Below are 18676 nucleotides of genomic sequence, written 5' to 3'. Positions count from 1 at the left end.
GGGCTTTCCTCCGTGGATCGCAGAGTGGGAAACGGCCTACGACGACTGCCCGCTGCTCGCTCGCTAATCCAGCAGCGCGTCCCCTCGGACGGCCCGGCCCTCGGCGGCGAGGTGCTCGGGCAGCACCCGGCCGAAGAGCTGCCGGGTGCGGGCCACGCTCCCGATGACGCCGGGACGCTCGCTGTACGCGAAGATCGCCGAGTGGCGCGCGGTCCCGCCCTCCACCGGGCTCACCCGGTGCAGCGAGTAGCGTCCTTTGAACAGCTGGAGGTCGCCCGGCCGCAGCGGGAGGCGGCGGATCAGCTTCTCGCCGCGGCCGTCGAGGACGTCCCGGACGGCGGTGAAGTTCTCCTCGTGCGCGGAGCGGATGTTCGGGCAGTACTCGAAGACGCCGCCGGCCTGCGCTTCCTGGGTGAGCATGGAGACGGTGAACTCGTTGGTGTCGAAGTGCCAGGGGTGCTCCTTGCCGGGCTCGACGACGTTGAGCACCAGCCCGGAGAGCGGGTCCGCCAGCTCGTGCAGCCGGGGCAGCTCGAAGCAGCGGGCGACGAAGTCCTGGAAGGTCTCGTCGGTGTGGAGCCGGCTGATGAGGGCGTCGGCGGGGATGCGGTCCCGTGCGACGAAGGCGTTGCCCCGCTCGAAGGGGATGCGGCCCGGGTGGTCGTCGGGCAGGTCGGAGTCGACGGCGATGTTGTAGACGTTGACCACCTCGACGTCGAAGTGGGCCTGGGGGGCGATGGCCGAGCATTCCCGGCGCAGCGCATCGCGGAGTGAGGGGCGGATGAAGTCCGGCAGCACGGTGCAGCCGAGGGTCGACAGCTCGCGCCGGGCCCGGTCGACCACGGCCTGCCCCGCCGGGCTGCCGAGATCCGGCAGGGGATACCGATCCGTGTCGACCACCTGGTCAAGCGCAATCGCTTCCACAGTGCTCAAATTCGATCCTCTCCGCATGGGGGAACCGCAACTCTACTGAGGAGTAACGCTGTTGAAGCTCCCATGGTGTCGAGTTGTTGTCTGTGACTCGTCCCACCATGGCGACTCGTCCCACCATGGCGCATCCCCGCCGCGCCGGAGGGGCGCGACGGGGAAGCGTCGGTCTTCGATCGGCTGTGGCCGGCCGAGGTCAGCCGGGGCCGGCCGGCCCCGGCCGCCGGTCAGCGGTTGTCGTACCGGATGAAGGACCGGACCATCCGGCAGGTGGTGTCGGAGGGCGGGTGCACCCCGATCTGGGCGGCGGTGGCGCGTATGCGGTGGTCGTGCGCCTGCTCGGCCTGGTAGACGCCGGAGTTGAGCAGGGCGATGGCCAGGCGCATGGCCTTCAGCCGACGGTTGTGGGTCTCGTACCACTCGCGGGGCTGCCCGGCGGGCATCCGCTTCTTCGGCAGGGTCGGGAAGGTCGGCAGGTCGGGGAGAGGTGTTGCGGCAACGGCCATCGGCATCCTCCAAAAGGCGGCACTCAAAGCCCTCTTTCTCGTCTCCCATTTTACGACCGACCACTGACAAAGTCCCCAGGCCAGAGGGGGTTTAAGGGGGTGTTGCGGGTACCGTGGGAGCCATGGAGATCTGGATCAATCCGGCCTGTTCGAAGTGCCGCAGCGCGATCACCCTGCTCGATGCCGAGGGTGCCGATTACACCGTCCGCCGCTATCTGGAGGACGTGCCCGGGGAGGACGAGATCCGCGCGGTGCTCGACCGGCTCGGGCTTGAGCCCTGGGACATCACCCGGACCCAGGAGCCGGCCGCCAAGGAGCTCGGGCTGAAGGACTGGCCCCGGGACGCCGCCGCGCGGGACCGCTGGATCGCGGCGCTCGCCGGCCACCCGAAGCTGATCCAGCGTCCGATCATCACCGCGGACGACGGCACGGCCGTGGTGGGGCGTTCCGAGGACGCGGTCCGCGAGGCGCTGTCCCGCTCCGCGCACTGACGCTGCCCCTCGGCGAGGCGGACGGCGGGCCTCCGGGAGGCGGCCGGGGCCCGCTCCGCGCGCCGGCATGACCGTCGGCCGCGCCTGACGGTGGGGCGCGGCCGACTCGCGTGTCGGTTCAGGTGGTGGTCTTAGGTCGGTTGGACCTGAACAACAGGGCCGCCGCGGCCACGCCCAGCAGACAGATGACGGCGCCGGTGACGATGTTGTTCCAGATCACTCCGATGCCTGGGGAGGTGCCGAGGATCGCCCAGGGGGAAACGACCAGCCACAGGCCGATCAGGCACATGGCCCAGCTCAGGCCGTACATCCGCGCCGGGGCCAGCGTCAGCCCGAGGCCCAGCACGGCGACGGCGAAGCCGAGCGTCAGGTTGTGCCACCGCATGTCGGTGACACCCGAGAAGTTCGCCACCCACGGGGATATCGCGAGGTAGAGGCCGGCGAGCAGCACCGGCGCGTCCACGAACACGACGTCCCGTCCGCCGACCACGCGGGCGTACCGCTCCCGCATCTCGGAAACGTCGGGATGGCCCGTAAGATCACTTGTGTGACGCGAGACGTCGGCCATGCGACTCGCCTCCTTCGATCATGTACATCTGACCGCGCAGTACAACGGAGCGTCGCACTACCCCACTATTGTGCGCCTTGCCTTGATTTATTAATAGATGTCGGCTTTATCCAGTCCTTATCTGGCGTCCCGGGGGTGGGGCAGCGTGCAGAGGCACAGGGGGATGACCCATGGAACGAGCGCCGGCGCCGGACCAGGAGCCGGGGACCGAGCTGGTCGGCCGTGAGGAACTGCTGGCCCGGGCCCGCGCCCGGCTGACCGGCGGCGGCAGCGTCCTGCTGCCGGGACCGGCCGGAATCGGGAAGTCCGCCCTGCTGCGCGCACTGGCCGCCGACTGCGCGGCGCACGGCCGGCTCCTGCTGAGCTGCTCCCCCACCGAGTCCGAGGCGCACCTTCCCTTCCTGTCCCTGATCGACCTGCTGGGACCGGTCGTGGACCAGGTCTCGCACACCCTTCCGGCCCCGCAGCGGGCCGCGCTGGACGCCGCGCTCACCGGCCGCCCGGGGGCGGTGGAGCAGCGGGACGGCCTCGCCCTGCGGCTGGCGGTGCTCTCCGTCTTCCGGGCACTGGCCGCACACGCACCGGTACTGCTGGTCGCCGACGACGTGCAGTGGATGGACCGGCCGAGCGCGGAGCTGCTGGAGTTCACCGCCCGGCGGGTCGGCGGGCTCCCGGTCCGGATGATCGCGGCGATACGCACCGAGTCCGCCGGGGACCGGCCGGAGGGCGAGAGTCCGGCCGGACTGGCGAGCGGCCTGCGTTCCGGGCCCCGGACGCGGCTGCGCGCCCTGCCGCCGCCCGCCCTGGTACTGCCGGTTCCGCCGCTGACCCTCTCGCAGACCTCGGAGCTGCTGGTCCGGCGAAGACGCCCGGCGCTGCCCGGCGCCGTCCTGCGCGAGGTGCACCGGGCCAGCGGCGGCAATCCGCTCTTCGCCCTGGAGCTGGGCCGTGCCCTCGCCGAGCTGGGCGCCCCGCCGCGCCCCGGCGACCCGCTGCCGGTACCCACCAGCCTGCGCGCCCTGGTCCTGGACCGGCTGTGCGCGCTGCCGCCCGAGGCCCGCGCCACGCTGCTGCTGGCCGGCGCGGGCGCCCGGCCCACCCTCGGCCTGCTGCGCGCCGCCGGCCGCGGCGACGCCGAGGCGCAGCTCGCCGGCGCGGCCGCGCTGGGCATGATCGAGACCGGCCCCGACGGGTCCGTACGCTTCACCCATCCGCTGATCTCCGCCGCGCTCTACGCCGAGGCCACGCCCCGGGAGCGGCTCGCCGCCCACGCGGCACTCGCCCGCGCCACCGACGACCCCATCGAGCGCGCCCGGCACCTGGCGCTGGCCACCCCGGGGCGGGACGAACAGGTCGCGCACACCCTCACCCGGGCCGCCGCGGTGGCCCGGGAGCGAGGCGCGCCCGCGACGGCGGCCCGGCTCGGGCTGCTCGCCGCCGAACGCACCCCCGCGCACCGGGCGTCGGCGGTGATCGCGCGGCGGCTGGAGGCGGCCGACGACGCCCTGGTGGCGGGCGAGCCGGAGCTGGCCCGGCAGACCGCGCGCGAGGTGCTCGCCGAGGCGGAGCGCCCGGCCGACCGGGTACGGGCCTGGATCGCGGTGATCGACTCGGCCGGGCAGGCGATGGCCGACCTGGACGACGTGTTCCCGCAGGCGCTGGCGGACGCCGGTGGCGAGCCGCGGCTGCTGGCGCCGCTGCGTTACCAACTGGCCTGGCGGGCCCTGCTGGCGGGCGGTTCGCTGCCCCGCGCCCGTACCGAGGCGGCCCGGTCCGCCGCACTGGCCGCCGAGGCCCAGGACCGCCGCACCGAGTTGCTCGCGCTCTCCTTCCAGGGGCTGACCGAGATGCTGATGGGGCATCGGGACGCCGAACGCACCCTGGCCGCGGCGCTCGCCGAGCCGCAGGACCCGCGGGTGGAGTGCGACCCCTGCGGCCCCGGCTACCTCCGCTTCCGGGCACTGCTGCTGAGCGACCGGCTGGACGAGGCGCGCGCCACCGCGCGCGGGCTGGCCCGGCTCGCCGAGCAACGCGGCGCGGTGGAGGGCCAGATGCTGTTCCTGCGCGGTCTTGCGGAGGCAGAGCTGCGGGCCGGCCGGTGCGCGGCCGCGCTGGAGCACGCCCACCACAGCCTGCGGCTGGCCCAGGACGCGGGGGTGGGCGAGGGCCCCGTCCGGCAGCTGGCGGCGCTCGCGGAGGCGGCGGGCGGCAGCGTGTCCCGCGCCCTGACGCTGGCCCAGGAGGCGGTGCGACGGGCCGACGACGACGGCGACCTGCTCTTTCTGGCGCGCGGCCTGTACGCGCTGGGCCACGCCCGGCTGACCGGCGGCGAGGTGGAGGCGGCGGTGCCGTTGCTGCGCCGGGCCCGGGAGATGGAACGCGGCCAGGGGGTGGCGGACCCGGCCCAGAGCCAGGTCCACGGCGATCTGGCCGAGGCGCTGGCGCTGATCGGTGAACTCGCCGAGGCGCGGCAGGTGGTGGACGAGACCCGGGCCGCCGCGACCCGGTTGCGCCGAGTCGGCGTCCTCGCCGTCCTGGGCCGTGCCGAGGGGCTGATACGCGCCGGCGAGGGCGATCTGGACGGGGCGGCCGCCGTGCTGCGCGACTCCGCCCGCCGACTGGGCACGCTCGGCCACCGGCTCGAACAGGGCCGGGCCGAACTGGCGCTGGGCCGGGTGGAGTCGGAGCGCGGAAACCTTCCGGCAGGGCTGGTCGCCCTGGCCGGCGCGGCTCGCGTCTTCCGCCGCGCCAAGGCCAGGCCCTGGCAGGACCGGGCCGCCGCGGCTCTCGCGACAGCGGCGGCGACGGCCACGGCCACGGCGACCGCGGCTGTGGGGGCGGGTTGCGGGCAGCCGGGCCAGGGCGAGGCGGTGAGGTTTGACCGGGGACAGCCGCGCGCGGGCGGAACAGCGGAAGCGCACTGGACACAGCCGGGCGCGGGCCGGACAGCCGGAGCGGACCGGGGACAGCCCGGCCCGAGCGGGACAGCGGGAGCGCACTGGGAGCAGAGCGCGGGCGGGGCGGCCGGAGCGGACTGGGCGGCCGGAGCGGACTGGGGGGAGCGAGGCCCGGGCGGGGCGGCTGGGCCGGAGGGCAGGGGCACGGTGGCTGCCGGGCTGCTCGGCTCGCTGGCCGAGATGGAGAGCCGGGTCGCCGCGCTCGTCCTGGAGGGAGCGACCAACCGGGAGATCGCCGCGCGGCTGTTCATCAGCGTCAAGACCGTGGAGGCCACGCTGACCCGGGTCTACCGCAAGCTGGGGATCCGCTCGCGGGTCGACATCGTACGGCTGGCCTCGCGCGGCACCTCGGGTTGACCATCCGCCGCACGCCACCGGCCGGAACGACCGGCAGCAGGGGGCAGGCAGCGGGGGGCGGGCGGCGGGGCAGCGGTGCGCAAGGGAAGGGCGCCGAACGGCCGAGGCCCGATAGAGGGTTCTCCCTACGGCGGTGGTCGAGGGACACCCCTCATTGGGCGCGCGGCCCCCGGCTTCTAGCGTGACGGCCGTTGACGACGCTGTCGACGCATCCTCCCGTCCGGTGTGCGGGTCCGGCGCGCCATCGACTGTGCGCAGCGCGCGCCGCCCCCCCCACCGGCGGAACCCCCCACCCATGACGCTCCGAGGAGAATCATGCGCCTCACGCTCCCCCGCCGCGCCAAGCTCGCCGCCGCTGCGTTCGCCGCGTCCGCCGCGCTGGCCACCGCGCTCACCGGCACCGCCGACGCCGCGCCGAAGCCGGTCGCCGGCGCCACCACCGCCCAGCCCGCGCCGAAGCCGGTCGCCGGCGCCACCACCGCCCAGCCCGCGCCGAAGCCGATCGTCGGTGGCACCACCACGACCGCGAGCGCCTACCCGTATGTCATGCAGATCACCGACGCCGACGAGAACCAGTTCTGCGGCGGCACGCTGGTCGCCCCGAAGAAGGTCGTCACCGCCGCGCACTGCATGGTGGGTGAGACCACCAGCGGTGTGCGGGTGGTCGGTGGCCGCACCTACCGCGACGGCACCAACGGCACCGTCGCCAAGGTGAGCAAGATCTGGATCCACCCGTCGTACCGCAAGGTCGAGAAGGGCGACGACGTCGCCGTGCTGACCCTGTCGACCGCCATGCCGTACACCCCGGCCAAGTACGTCTCGCCGACGGACACCGGCGTCTACGCGGCCGGCACCACCACCCGCATCGTCGGCTGGGGTGACACCAGCTCGGGCGGCACGGCCTCGAACCAGCTGCGCACCGCCACCGTCCCGACCACCTCGGACAGCTACTGCCGGTCCGCGTACGGCTCCCGCTTCATAGCCTCCGACATGGTCTGCGCCGGCTACGACCGCGGCGGGGTGGACACCTGCCAGGGCGACAGCGGCGGCCCGCTGCTCATCGGCGGCCGGCTGGCCGGCATCGTGTCCTGGGGCGACGGCTGCGCGGACCCGCACATCCCGGGCGTCTACACCCGGCTCACCACCTTCTCCAGCCTGGTGACGCAGCAGGTCAACTCCTGATCCAGCGCACGGATCGAGCGGATCCGGGGCTCGTCGACACCTCTGCGACGACGCCTCCGTGACGCCCCTCGGGAGGATTCCGCCGGGCGCCGCCCGCGGGTGAGGCCGCACGCCTTCCCCGCGGGCGGTCCGTTTTCCGGGCCCGCGTTGCCGCCCAGCGTTCCCGGGCCGCCTTCCCGGTCGGCCTTCCCGGCCCGCTTTCCGGTCGGCAGGCGGCGCCCGGGTGGATCCGGACGTTCCGGTACCCGGCCGGAGCGGCCTGAACGGGTTGTCTGCTTCAATAGGAGGCATGTCCCGCTTCCACGACCACGACACCGCGACAGGTCGCCTCGACCTCGAGCCGTTCTGGCCGTCCCGGCAGGCGCACCACTTCGACCGCGAGTGTTGCCGCGCATCCCATGCGCGGGCCCGCTCGCTCGGCTGACGGCCTTTCCCTCTTTCCTCCTCTCCGTTCAGCCGGACCACTCAGCACTCAGCGGCCTTTGCCCCGCGCACACGACGTCCCCGACGCCCCTTCTGCGCGAAAGAAGCTGACCCCTCATGACGAACGTGCGTACGCTCTCCGCCTCTTCCTCGCCCGTCGCCGCACCGCAGCCGCACCGCCAGCGATTGCGCGCCGTCGCCCCGGACGAGGTGCCGCCGGTCGCCGAACTGCTGCACGCCGGCGCGACCTGGCTGCCCGCTCCCCCGCACACCCTGCCCACCCTGCCCGGCCAGCCGCCGATGGTCGGCTATCTGGTGCTGGTACCGGCCGACCAGAGCGCCCCCGAGCCGCCCGCGGAGCCCGCCGCCCCGCAGGGGGACGGGCTGGTGCGGATCGACACCGACCAGCGCACCGCCTGGATCGCGGACCGGCAGCTGGACCTGACGTATCTGGAGTTCGAGCTGCTGGCCCATCTGGTCGCGCACCCGCACCGGGTGCACACCCGGGACCAACTGGTGACCACCGTCTGGGGGTACGGGCATGTGGGCGACGGTCGCACGGTGGACGTCCACGTCGCCCGGCTGCGCCGGAAGCTGGGTGCCGAGTACCGGCAGTCGATCATGACGGTCCGCCGGGTCGGCTACAAGTACGTGCCGACCGCCTGATCTCCGCCGAGTAGCAGGTCGTTCACACCGCGCCCGCCGCGCCGAGGCGGCTTCCCGGGCCCTTGAGGCCCGGGGACAGCCCCGGCGCGGCGGGCGCGCGTCCGGTGGCGCCTCGGGCCGGCACGCTCGGCGGACACCAGGCCCGAAGCCGCCCGGTGAACCCCGGCCTGAAGCGGATTGTTGCCATTCCAGTACGACATTTACGGCCGTCTTCCACTCCCTCAGACCATAAAAGCGCAATAGATGACTTTCAGCCTTCTTGCGTCGTGACGCTGCCATGCTGACTCCGCTCCTGGTGAGGCAGGGGTCCCGTGCCCGGCGGGTACGGGTGGGGAAGCAGAGGGGGGTTCGATCTTCATGAAAATCCATCGTGGGGCGGCCTGGTTAGGGTCGGTACTGCTCATCACCGTGCTGGCAGCGCCCATCGGGGTGGCCCAGGCGGACGGCTCCGGCCGGAATCCAGGGAATCCGTCAGCCGCGGCCGGCGGCGCGAGACCCAGCACCGCCCGCCCCGGAGCACCGGCGGCAACCCCGGCACGGCCGGCGGCGGTCGCCCCGGCGCCGGGCGAACAGACCATCACGTTCTCGGAGTTCCCGCTCAGCACCGCGATCGCCAAGCAGTACCAGCAGCGCGGCATCGTCTTCACCGGATCCGGGGGTGGCGGCACGCCGTTCATCAGCCAGGACGGGGCCAACCCGTCCTCCCCGGTGCTCTCCGGCAGCCCGCAGTTCCACGGCGGCATCCAGGGCAACTTCGTCAAGAAGAGCGGCAAGACGCGCACCGTCTCCCGCTTCTCGGTGGACGTCGGCTACATCGACACGCCGGGGACGGTGGCCGTCACCGCGATCAACGCCCAGGGCAGGGAGGTCGCAAAGAAGGTGGTCGACCGGACCGGGATCGTGCCGGTCACCCTCCAGGGCAAGGGCATCACGGGCTTCCGGGTCGACGAGGTGGCGGGCGAGGCGGCCGGCTTCGCCATCGACAACGTCACCTACGCGCAGCCCGAGGCGCTGGCGGCGCTCGGCGACTCCTACTCCTCCGGGGAGGCCAACCCGCCGTACGACCCGGGCACCGGCGGGCGCAGCGGCTGTCACCGCAGCGCCAGCGCCTGGCCAAGGCTGCTGGACAGGAACGTCCCGGGCATCAAGCGGATCCGGCACCTGGCCTGCTCCGGGGCGACGACCGCGGCGCTGAGCGGCTCGTTCAAGGGGGAGGCGCCGCAGCTGCAGACACTGGGCCGGCTCAAGGGTCTGGACGAGCCGGCCGTCGTCACCATGACGATGGGCGGCAATGACGTCGGGTTCTCGCCGATCCTGGAGAACTGCGTCTTCCACAACTGCGTCAACAACGGCACCGTGGCCAGGGCGGCGACCCGGGTCGACAGGCTGCGGCCCACCATGGAGTCCGCCTACCGGCAGATCAAGGCCAAGGCGCCCAACGCCAGCGTGGTCATCGCCGGCTACCCGCGGCTGTTCCCCAACCGCTCCCAGGACGAGAGCTGCATCTGGCTCGCCAACAACGAGCGGGCCGCGCTGAACCAGCTCGGCGTCCGGCTGGACCGCATGCTCGCCCAGGCGGCGCACAACGCCGGAGTGGAGTACGTCTCCGTCCTGGAGTCGCTGAACGGGCACGAGCTGTGCTCCCGGCACCCCTGGGTCTACCCGATCAACGGCTACGGCGGTCAGCAGCAGGCACACCCGACCCTGCCGGGCCAGCAGGCCATCGAGCGCGTGGTGCGCCCGCGCGTCGTCAACCTCGTCTGACCGGGGCGGGAAGTCCCACGGGCCGGTGCGTGCCGCAGCACGCACCGGCCCCGTCCCATGTCCGGCAGTGGGTGCAGCCGTTCACGGGGTGAAGGTCTCCAGGTGGTCGAGGCGGACGAAGCGCGCCCGCGGGCTGGCCTGCCGCACCGCCGTCTCCAGCGCCTCCAGGCCGCCCCAGTCCTTGGCGGGCTCGTCCAGCGGCAGGTCGAAGTCGTCCCAGTGGGTGGGGAGGACATACCGCGGGTGGTCCAGGTGCTCCAGCAGCCGGGGCACGTAGTCGTGGACGGTGGAGCCGCCGGGCTGGATCATCGCCAGGTCGGGGTGGACGCCCGCCAGATCGGCGGCGCTGTAGTTGGAACCACCGAAGTTGACGACGGTGAAGCCGGTGGCCGTGGAGGTGACGGCGTAGGCGAGGGTGCCGCCTTCGACGAGGTCGGCGATGGTCTCGGGGCGCCGGGGCGGGCGGCCGGGCCGGGTGCCGGGGAAGGGCACCTGGGCGCGCGGGCCGGGCATCGAGTGCAGCGACCGCAGCACTCGGATGGTGTAGCCGTCGAAGCGCAGGTACTCGCCGCCGCTGACGATGGACAGCTGCTCCTCGGGGGCGCCCAGCGCGGTCAGCAGATTGGCGTGGGTCTCGGTCCCGAACACGGTGGCGCCGGTGGTGGTCGCCAGGTGGGGGACGTCGGGCAGGTGGTCGTAGTGGCCGTGGGTGACCAGGATCTGGTCCGCCTTCAGCCGGTGGCGGTCGAGGAGGGCGGTGTCCACGGACAGTCTGGTCCGCGGGTCGGCGCCCTTCTTGGTGTAGGTGCCGGTGCGGAAGCGGGTCAGCCAGGGGTCGATCAGCACGGTGGCGGGCCGGGCGCCGGGCCGCTCGACGCGGATCTCCCAGCTGTTGTTGCCGAACCAGCGCAGCCGTATGCCGGATGCGCCCGGAGCCGATCGGGTGTGCCCGGTCCGCTGGGCCGGGTGGTCCTCGGTGGCCCTGGCGACGGCTGTGGCGGTCAAGGCGGCGCCCGTCAGGCCGGCGGCGGAGACGCCCAGCAGCCGACGGCGGGAGAGCGCGGACCGGCCGGACGTGCGGGGCTCGCCGGACCGGCCGGAGTGGAAGGGGGATCGCATGCGGGCATCAGAGCACCCGGCCGCGCGGCCCGTCCAAGATCACTCAGCCCGGGTGGTGATATCGGAATCGATATCGTTGCTGCGTGGACCTACTGCGGCACATGCGTTACTTCCGGGCTGTCGCCGAAGAATTGCACTTCGGCCGGGCGGCGGAACGGCTCGGCATGGCCCAGCCGCCGCTGAGCCAGCGGATCCGCGCGCTGGAGGAGGAGCTGGGCGCGCGGCTGTTCCACCGGTCCTCGCGCGGGGTGCGGCTGACCGCGGCGGGCGAGGTGCTGCTGGCCGAGGCGGAAGAGCTGACGGCGCTGGCGGAGCGTTTGCGGAGCCGGGTCGCGCTGGCGGCTCGCGGCGGGTACGGCACGCTGCGCGCCGGGGTGCCGCCGGAGCTGCCCGGGCGGGTGCTGGCGCGGATCCTCACCGCCTTCGCGGCCGAGGCGCCCGAGGTGCAGCTGGAGCTGCGGGAGATCGGCACCGCGGGGCAGCTGCGGCTGCTGGCCGAACGCGAGCTGGACGCCGGCCTGGTCCAGCATCCGGTGGAGCCGGCAGGTCTGATGAGCGGCCCGGTGGCCGCGCTGCCGCTGGGCGTGGTGGTGCCGCGTGACGCGCCACTGGCCGGCACCGGTGCGGTCGCCCTGCCCGCGCTGGCCGGGCAGCCGCTGGTGCTCTTCCCCCGGGACGCGGCGCCCGGACTCCACGACGCCACCCTCGCCGCCTGCCGGAAGCAGGGCTACCGCCCGCCGTCGGTGGTGCATGCCGGCAGCCCCGAGGTGGTGCTGGGGCTGGTGATCGCCGGGCGCGGGGTGGCCCTGGCGCACGCCGCCGTCGCGCAGAAGGAGCCCCGGGTGGTGTGGCGTCCGCTGGCCGCCGACTCACCGGCCTGGCCGATGTCCGTGGTGTGGCCGGCCGACGGCGCACATCCGGCGGCGCCCCGGCTGGCGGCCGTCGCGGCCGAGGTGCTGCGCGCCGAGACCCCCGCCGACCCGGCCGAGCCGCCCCGCGCGTCCCTGCCGTGGGATGTCGTCTACGCGCCGGCCGGCGACGGCGCCCCGTCCTGAGAGCAGCAGCCGCGCAGCGCTTCCACCGCCCGCCGGGCGGCCGAGCCGATCGCCGCGTCGAGGTCCGGGCGGCGCGTGCCCAGGTCGGCGGTCTCCAGGAGGACCGCCACCGCGTAGCGGCCGCCATCCGGGTGGCTGATGACGCCGATTTCGTTCCGGACGCCCGGCAGGGTGCCCGATTTGGCGGCGACGGCGACCTCTTCGGGAAAGGCCGCGGCCAGCCGGTGCCAGCTGACCTGGTGGGCCATCAGGTCGCGGACCCGCGCGCAGGCCGCCGGGGGCCCGGCCCGGTCGGTCCAGATCAGGGTCAGCAGGCGCGTCATGTCCCGGGCGGTTGAGGCGTTGGTGTGCCGCGGGTCGCGGACCCGCAGCGCCCGCAGCCGGTCCGGGCCGAGCGTCGGGTACCGGGCCGCGAACGTGGCGGTGTCGGCCGCGCCGACGTCCTCCAGCATGCTCCGCAGCAGGTCGCGGGGGGAGCCGATCACCTGGGTGCGGTCCAGCCCCAGCTCCTTGGCGAGCAGCCGTACGGTGTCCACGCCCACCCGGTCGAACAGCACGTCCGCCGCGGCGTTGTCGCTCACCGACATGGCGAACCCGGCCAGGTCCCGCAGGCTCATCTGCACGTCGTCGGAGCACCCGGAGGTGCCCGTTCCGCCCAGCCGGTCGGCCTGCCGCACCACCGCCCGCTCCGCCGGGTCCAGCTGCCCGTACGCGACCTGCCGGGCGAATTCCAGCACCAGCAGCACCTTGACGACCGAGGCGAGGACCGCCGGCTCGTCGGCCCGGATCCCGGTCTGCCCTCCGCAGTCCACGCACGCCGCGTGCAGCCGCAGCCGCGCCCTCGCCGCGGCGATCTCCGCGTCCATCATCCGCTCTCCCCACCCTCCCCCGCGCCCGCACACGGGTGCGCCCATCCTGACGCACCGCACGGACGGCCGGAGGCCTGCCCACGCGCGGGGCCCGACACGTACCGTCGGCACCGTTGCTCGCGTGCTGTCACCGTGGTTAACGTGCGAGCGCACCACGTCCGTTGGCCTTTGCTTGGAGGCACACGTGAGTGATCTGACCAGACGCACGCTGATGGGGACCGCGGGGGCGCTCGGGGCCGGGGCCGCACTGGGGAGCCGCACCCGGGCGGCGGCCGATGACGGCGGCGGGGAGTCGGCCCCGGGCCAGGAGGCCGACGACGACAGCACGGGCGGCCGGGAGGCGGGCCCGTTCGGCACCGGCCCGGCGCGGGCGGCACTGGAGCGGCTGCTGCCCGAGCACGCCGAGCAGTTCCGGCTGGTCGCTCTGGACGGGGCGCCGGAGCGGTTCGAGGTCACCGGCGCGCCGGGGCGGATCACCGTGGCCGGGACCAGTCCGGCGGTGCTGCTCACCGGCGTCCACTGGTATCTGAAGTACACCTGCCACGCCCAGATCACCTGGTCCGGTGACCAGCTGCGGCTGCCGGACCGGCTGCCCGCGCCGCGCCGGCCGATCACCCACTCCACCGCGCTGCCCCACCGGTTCGCCTTCAACGACACCCACGACGGCTACACCGCGCCGTACGCGGACTGGAACCGCTGGGAGCGCCTGATCGACGTCGCGGCGCTGCACGGCTGCAACGAGCTGCTGGTCACCCCCGGCCAGGAGGCCGTCTACCACCGGCTGCTGATGGACTTCGGCTACTCCGACGCCGAGGCGCGCGCCTGGCTGCCCGCCCCCTCACACCAGCCCTGGTGGCTGCTGCAGAACATGAGCGGGTACGGCGGCCCGGTCAGCCCCGAGCTACTGGCCCGGCGCGCCGAGCTGGGCCGGCGGATCACCGGACGGCTGCGCGAACTGGGCATGGCACCGGTGCTGCCGGGTTACTTCGGGACCGTCCCGGACGGTTTCGCGGACCGCAACCCAGGAGCCCGGACCGTGCCGCAGGGCGACTGGGCGGGGCTTCGCCGGCCGGACTGGCTCGATCCGCGTACCGCGGTCTTCCGCGACGTGGCGGCCGCGTTCTACCGCCATCAGCGTGAACTCATCGGGGAAGCCGACCTTTTCAAGATGGACCTGCTGCACGAGGGCGGCAGCCCCGGTGACGTGCCGGTGCCGGCCGCCGCCCGCGCCGTGGAGGCGGCCCTGCGCACCGCCCGGCCGCAGGCGATCTGGGTGATCCTCGGCTGGCAGGAGAACCCGCGGCGCGATCTGCTGGACGCCGTCGACCACGACCGGATGCTGGTGGTGGACGGGCTGTCCGACCTGGAGACGGTCACCGACCGGGAGCGGGACTGGGGCGGGGTGCCGTACGCCTTCGGCACCATCCCGAACTTCGGCGGCCGCACCACGATCGGCGCCAAGACCCACATGTGGGCCGAGCGGTTCACCCGCTGGCGGGACAAGCCGGGCAGCAAGCTGGCCGGCACGGCCTACATGGCGGAGGCGGTGGAGCGCGATCCGGCGGCGTTCGAACTCTTCAGCGAGCTGGCCTGGCGGGCGGAGGCGGTGGACCGCACCGAGTGGTTCGACACCTACGCCCTGGTACGCCTCGGCGGACGGGACGCCCACGCCCGGGAGGCCTACGCGGCGCTGCGCGAGACGGCGTACCGGATCAGCAGCCGGGACGGCCGCCCACACGACAGCGTCTTCGCCGCCCGGCCCTCGCTGACCGCCCGGTCCGGCACCCACTACGCCACCCACACCCCGGCCTTCGACCCGGCCGCCTTCGACACCGCGCTCGCCGCGCTGCTCCGGGTGCGCCCCCCGCTGCGCGACTCCGACGCCTACCGGCACGACCTGGCCGACATCGCGCGGCAGGCCCTGGCCAACCGCTCCTGGCAGCTGATCCCGCAGCTGGAGGAGGCGTACCAGCGGCAGGACCAGGAGACCTTCGGCGCGCTCGCCCGGCTGTGGCTGAAGCTGATGCGGCTGAGCGACGAGATGGCCGGCACGCACCGCCGCTTCCTGCTGGGCCCCTGGCTGGAGGACGCCAAGCGGCTGGCCTCCTCCCCGGCGGAGGCCGCGGCGCTGGAGCGCACCGCACGCATACTGATCACCACCTGGGCGGACCGGCCGACCGCGGACGGCGGCCGCCTGGCCAACTACGCCAACCGCGACTGGAACGGTCTGATCGCCGACTTCCACCTGCCGCACTGGCAGAGCTACCTGGACGAACTGGAGGACGCGCTCGCGCAGGGCCGGGCCCCCAGGACCTTCGACTGGTACGCCATCGAGGAGCAGTGGACCCGGGAGCGGAAGACCTATCCGGTGCGGCCCACCGGCGACGCGCACCGCACCGCCACCCGGGTGCACGAGGTGCTGGCCACGGCGCCGTACCAGGGCACGGTGACGGTCACCGCGGAGCCCGCCGCGCTGCCACCCGGCTCCACCGGCACCCTGACCGCGGACTTCCACAACGTCAACGGGCTGCGCAGAACCGGCCGGGTGGACTTCGAGCTGACCGGACTGGACACCACCCCGCAGACGGCCCGGCTGGACGGCGTCGAGGCAGGCGGGCGCGGCGAGGTGCGCTGGCAGCCCACCGCCCCATCCACGCCCCTGGAGCGCCCCCTGCAACCACTCCCCTTCGAGCTCGCGGTCTCCTACGGCCCCAAGGGCGAGGACCGGGTGCGGACGGTGCGCTCCGACTCCCTGTGGGTGGCCGGCCCGCTGGACGCGGGCCTGAAGACGGTCACCACCAACGCAGCCGTCTTCGGCCAGCTGGGCGACCGGTTCGCGATCAACGGCTCAGGCGCGGACCTGTGGCGGGCGACCGCGGAGTTCGGCACCGTCCACCGGGAGGGCGCGCTGTCCCCCGGCGGTCAGGTGACGGTCCGGGTCGACGCCCAGGCGGTCACCGGGCCGTGGGCACGGGCCGGCATCGTGGTCCGGGACAGCCTCTCCACCGCCACCTCGGCGGGCTTCGTCAACCTGGCCGTCACCCCCGCCAACGGCGTGGTGCTCTCATACGACGCCAACGGCGACGGCACGTTGGACACCTACCGGCGGATCACCGGCGTGAAGGCCCCGGTCCTCCTCCGGCTCACCCGGACCGGCGCCGCCTCGTACACCGGTGAACTCTCCACGGACGGCACGGCATGGCGGACGGTGGCCACCGTGACTCTCCCCCGAGCCGCCCCCGCCCAGGACGCCGGCCTCTTCATGACCGCCGCAAGCGGCGGCACCGCCACCCGCGGCACAGTCGAGTTCAGCGCCTGGCGCTTCACCTGACAAGCCGAGCCCGGCCCGGGTGGCCGGAGCCCATCCGGGCCGGGCAGGAGCGCAAGGGCGAAAGGGAACGTGCCGGACAGCAGGGCGACGGCGTGAGGGGGCGTGCCGGGGCACTCCCCGCAGGGCGGTGAACCAAACGAAGGCTCACCTCGCGATCGAGCCGTCGGGTTCACCGTCTGTGGGGGCACCCCCGGACGGAGTCTGGGGGAGAGATGCCCCGGTGGCGCCCCCGGACCCCCACCCGCCGCCGCAACCCGAAGCCGGGACCAGGCCATAGGCCACCCAGAAGGTGACCAACGCACCCATCACTCGTTCTCCGGGTCGTGAAGCACCAGCAGGCGACAGCCACCCTCGCCGAGCCCGCCGCCGCCACCGCGGCAGCCGACGCCGATGCCAATGCCGATGCCAATGCCGTCGGCACCATCGACACCGTGAACGCCGTCGACACAGGCGCAGTCGACATCGCCCGTGTCCGAGTCGACGCCGACCAGGCCGAGGCCGCGATCGTCGAGCACTATCCGCGTCTGGTCCGGCTCGGCTACCTGATCCTGCCGCCCCGCATGCCCCGCGAGCGACGGGTGCTGACCGCGCACGCGCTCGTCCAGCGGGCGCTCCCCACGCGCCGGCCGCGCGGCACCCGCGCGGAGCTGCCCGGGCAGCGCAGGCCGGACGGCCGACCCGCCGACCCCGGCTACGCCTATGTGCGGCTGCGGGTGGTGCGCGGTGCGCTGGCGGCGGGCCCGGCACGCCGGTGGTGGCGGCTGCCGCGCGCCGGTCAGCTACCGCCGCCGCTGCCCCGGGTGTGGGGGCTGCGGCTGTTCCCCCGCGCCGGTGGCGCGGACGCCCTGGCCCAGGAGCAGGCGCTCGCCGGGCTCTCCGGGCCCGGCCGGGCGGCGTATGTGCTGCGCGCGCTGGAGCGGCTGCCCGACCGTGAGGTGTGCGCGCTGCTGGCCGCCGCCGGAGCGGCGGATCCGCGGGCGGCGGTGGCCGAGGCGGCAGCGGTGGCAGAGGCGTCCGCGGTGCGCCGCCCCTCCTGGAGCCGGGGCGGAACGGCGCTGGAGGACCCGGAGTTCGACCCATGTCAGCTCCAGGCGCGCCCGACCGACCTGCTGCAGCGGCGGAGTTACGGCCGGGCCGCGCTGGCGGGCACGGCGGCGATGCTGGCCTGCGGCACGCTGCTCGGGGTGCCGGGCAAGCTCTTCGGCTCCGACCCGGCCGCCGGGTATGCCGCCGATCCCCGCTTCGCGCGGATCCTGGACCCGGCGAAGCTCACCCGGGCCGAGCCCGGCGCCTGGCGGCAGGCCACCCGCGCCGACTTCGGCAGCTGGCCCGCGCGCGGCGATCGCATCGGTGACTCCGCGCTGCTGCGCCGCGCCCTGGAGACCTGGGCGCGGCCGGGCGGCTCGGCGCAGCGGTCGGTGACGCCGGGTACCGCGCCGGGCCCGGCCGCGGGGCCGGCGCAGCTGCTGTATGCCGGGGACGTCGGCGAGGTGACGGTGGTGGTGCTGTACGACGGGCTGCGCGTGGTGCGCTATGCCGAGCCCAGGGGCACCGGGTCCGCCAAGGGTGCGGCGCTGGACCTGGCCCGGGTGGATGCCGGGGACATGGAATCGGCCACGGCGCTGGTGGTGGACCGGTCCGGGCGCGAGGTGCGGTATCTGACGGCGCCCTGGGTGCCGTCCGCGCGGGTGCGGGACCTGCTGCACCCGGACGCGCCGGCCCGTGAGCTGCGCCGCCGGGGCGACGGGGTGACCGCCGCGGTGACCAGCCCGGTGAGCCTCGCCGGGCCGCGGCGGGACGGCGGCTGCGGCGGCTGGCAGGCGCTGGAGTTCGGCGAACGGCTCGTCACCGACCTCGGCGAGATCGTCCCGGCCCGGCTGACGTACGGGGCGCCCGGTGCCGAGGGCGACGTGGCGGGCGCGCGGGCCCTGGCGAGCTGGTCGCGCTCCGCCTGCGTGCTGGACCGGATGGCCGCGCACGGGGTGCGCAGCGTCAACGCCTGGCGGTTCGCGGCCCAGCCGCTGCCCGACGGCAGTGGCGAGGCGCAGTGGGTGTGCACCCGGGCGGAGAGCTGGCGGGGTCGCGGCAGCACGGTGCTGACGCAGTTCCAGCGGCCCGCGGCCGGGCCCGGGGAGCAGGGCGCGGTGACGGCGGACGCGGAGGATTCCGCTGCCTGCGGCCCCCGGCAGCGACAGGTGCTGGCGGGCGTGCGGTGGAAGTCGGAGGACGGGCAGTGGTACGTGCTGGCGGCGGGCGGCCCGGGGGTCACCTCCGTCTCCTCCGGTGGTCAGGTGCGGGGCAAGGCGGCCGGCCGGCTGCTGGCGCTCCCCGCCGACCTGGGCGCGCGTCCCGAGCTGCGGGCGCGCCTGGCCGACGGCACCCGCATCGCCCCGCTGCACTGACGCCCTGCACTGCCCCCTCCACTGCCCCGCCCTGACCACAATTCCGGTGCATGAGCCTG

The 18676-nt window shown here is 74.5% G+C and carries 13 protein-coding genes; 8 read left to right on the top strand and 5 right to left on the bottom strand.

Annotated elements, in window-relative coordinates; genetic code table 11:
* Positions 1 to 63: 63 nt before the first annotated feature.
* Positions 64 to 933, bottom strand: coding sequence for a HalD/BesD family halogenase (locus AC4BDD_RS22180; RefSeq protein ID WP_490687208.1), 870 nt, complete (start codon positions 931 to 933; stop codon positions 64 to 66).
* 221 nt (positions 934 to 1154) lie between these two features.
* Positions 1155 to 1433 (bottom strand): hypothetical protein, encoded by a 279-nt coding sequence (locus AC4BDD_RS22175; RefSeq protein ID WP_490687207.1) that lies wholly within the window; start codon positions 1431 to 1433, stop codon positions 1155 to 1157.
* Between the two features lie 122 nt (positions 1434 to 1555).
* Between AC4BDD_RS22175 and AC4BDD_RS22170 the strand changes: the two genes are divergently transcribed.
* Positions 1556 to 1924: an arsenate reductase family protein gene (locus AC4BDD_RS22170; RefSeq protein ID WP_490687206.1), complete on the top strand. Its 369-nt coding sequence runs from the start codon at positions 1556 to 1558 to the stop codon at positions 1922 to 1924.
* 118 nt (positions 1925 to 2042) lie between these two features.
* Here AC4BDD_RS22170 and AC4BDD_RS22165 read toward each other — a convergent pair whose 3' ends face one another.
* Positions 2043 to 2492 carry an SPW repeat protein gene (locus AC4BDD_RS22165; protein WP_490687205.1) on the bottom strand — a complete coding sequence of 150 codons (450 nt, stop codon included), beginning with the start codon at positions 2490 to 2492 and terminating at the stop codon, positions 2043 to 2045.
* Between the two features lie 170 nt (positions 2493 to 2662).
* On the opposite strand from AC4BDD_RS22165, the gene AC4BDD_RS22160 reads away from it, so the two are divergent.
* The 4 genes from AC4BDD_RS22160 to AC4BDD_RS22145 all read left to right on the top strand — a co-directional run bounded on the left by AC4BDD_RS22160 (position 2663) and on the right by AC4BDD_RS22145 (position 9841).
* A complete protein-coding gene (locus tag AC4BDD_RS22160) occupies positions 2663 to 5806 on the top strand; it encodes an AAA family ATPase (protein WP_490687204.1) in 3144 nt (1047 codons plus the stop codon).
* A gap of 315 nt (positions 5807 to 6121) precedes the next feature.
* On the top strand, positions 6122 to 6988 hold the full coding sequence (locus tag AC4BDD_RS22155) for a S1 family peptidase (protein ID WP_490687203.1): 867 nt from the start codon (positions 6122 to 6124) through the stop codon (positions 6986 to 6988).
* Between the two features lie 540 nt (positions 6989 to 7528).
* Positions 7529 to 8077, top strand: a complete 549-nt coding sequence (locus tag AC4BDD_RS22150; protein ID WP_490687202.1) for a winged helix-turn-helix domain-containing protein — start codon at positions 7529 to 7531, stop codon at positions 8075 to 8077.
* A 357-nt stretch (positions 8078 to 8434) separates the two neighbouring features.
* Positions 8435 to 9841 carry an SGNH/GDSL hydrolase family protein gene (locus AC4BDD_RS22145; protein WP_490687201.1) on the top strand — a complete coding sequence of 469 codons (1407 nt, stop codon included), beginning with the start codon at positions 8435 to 8437 and terminating at the stop codon, positions 9839 to 9841.
* 81 nt (positions 9842 to 9922) lie between these two features.
* On the opposite strand, the gene AC4BDD_RS22140 is transcribed toward AC4BDD_RS22145, so the two are convergent.
* Entirely contained in the window at positions 9923 to 10960 is a 1038-nt protein-coding gene (locus AC4BDD_RS22140; RefSeq protein WP_490687200.1) for an MBL fold metallo-hydrolase, read from the bottom strand.
* Between the two features lie 83 nt (positions 10961 to 11043).
* Between AC4BDD_RS22140 and AC4BDD_RS22135 the strand changes: the two genes are divergently transcribed.
* Positions 11044 to 12015 carry a LysR family transcriptional regulator gene (locus AC4BDD_RS22135; protein WP_490687199.1) on the top strand — a complete coding sequence of 324 codons (972 nt, stop codon included), beginning with the start codon at positions 11044 to 11046 and terminating at the stop codon, positions 12013 to 12015.
* On the opposite strand, the gene AC4BDD_RS22130 is transcribed toward AC4BDD_RS22135, so the two are convergent.
* A complete protein-coding gene (locus tag AC4BDD_RS22130) occupies positions 11982 to 12884 on the bottom strand; it encodes a serine hydrolase (RefSeq protein ID WP_490687198.1) in 903 nt (300 codons plus the stop codon). The two genes, AC4BDD_RS22135 and AC4BDD_RS22130, sit on opposite strands and share 34 nt — an antisense overlap.
* Before the next feature lie 184 nt (positions 12885 to 13068).
* Here AC4BDD_RS22130 and AC4BDD_RS22125 point away from each other — a divergent pair, with 184 nt between their 5' ends.
* Positions 13069 to 16215 carry an alpha-N-acetylglucosaminidase gene (locus AC4BDD_RS22125; protein ID WP_490687197.1) on the top strand — a complete coding sequence of 1049 codons (3147 nt, stop codon included), beginning with the start codon at positions 13069 to 13071 and terminating at the stop codon, positions 16213 to 16215.
* Positions 16216 to 16538: 323 nt separating this feature from the next.
* Positions 16539 to 18617, top strand: a complete 2079-nt coding sequence (locus AC4BDD_RS22120) for a hypothetical protein (protein ID WP_490687196.1) — start codon at positions 16539 to 16541, stop codon at positions 18615 to 18617.
* Positions 18618 to 18676 lie beyond the last annotated feature (59 nt).

This window comes from Streptomyces sp. JLBT605 (assembly GCF_058215555.1).
The sequence above is the reverse complement of the archived record's forward strand: the minus strand, read 5'-3'. Positions and strand labels throughout refer to the sequence as shown.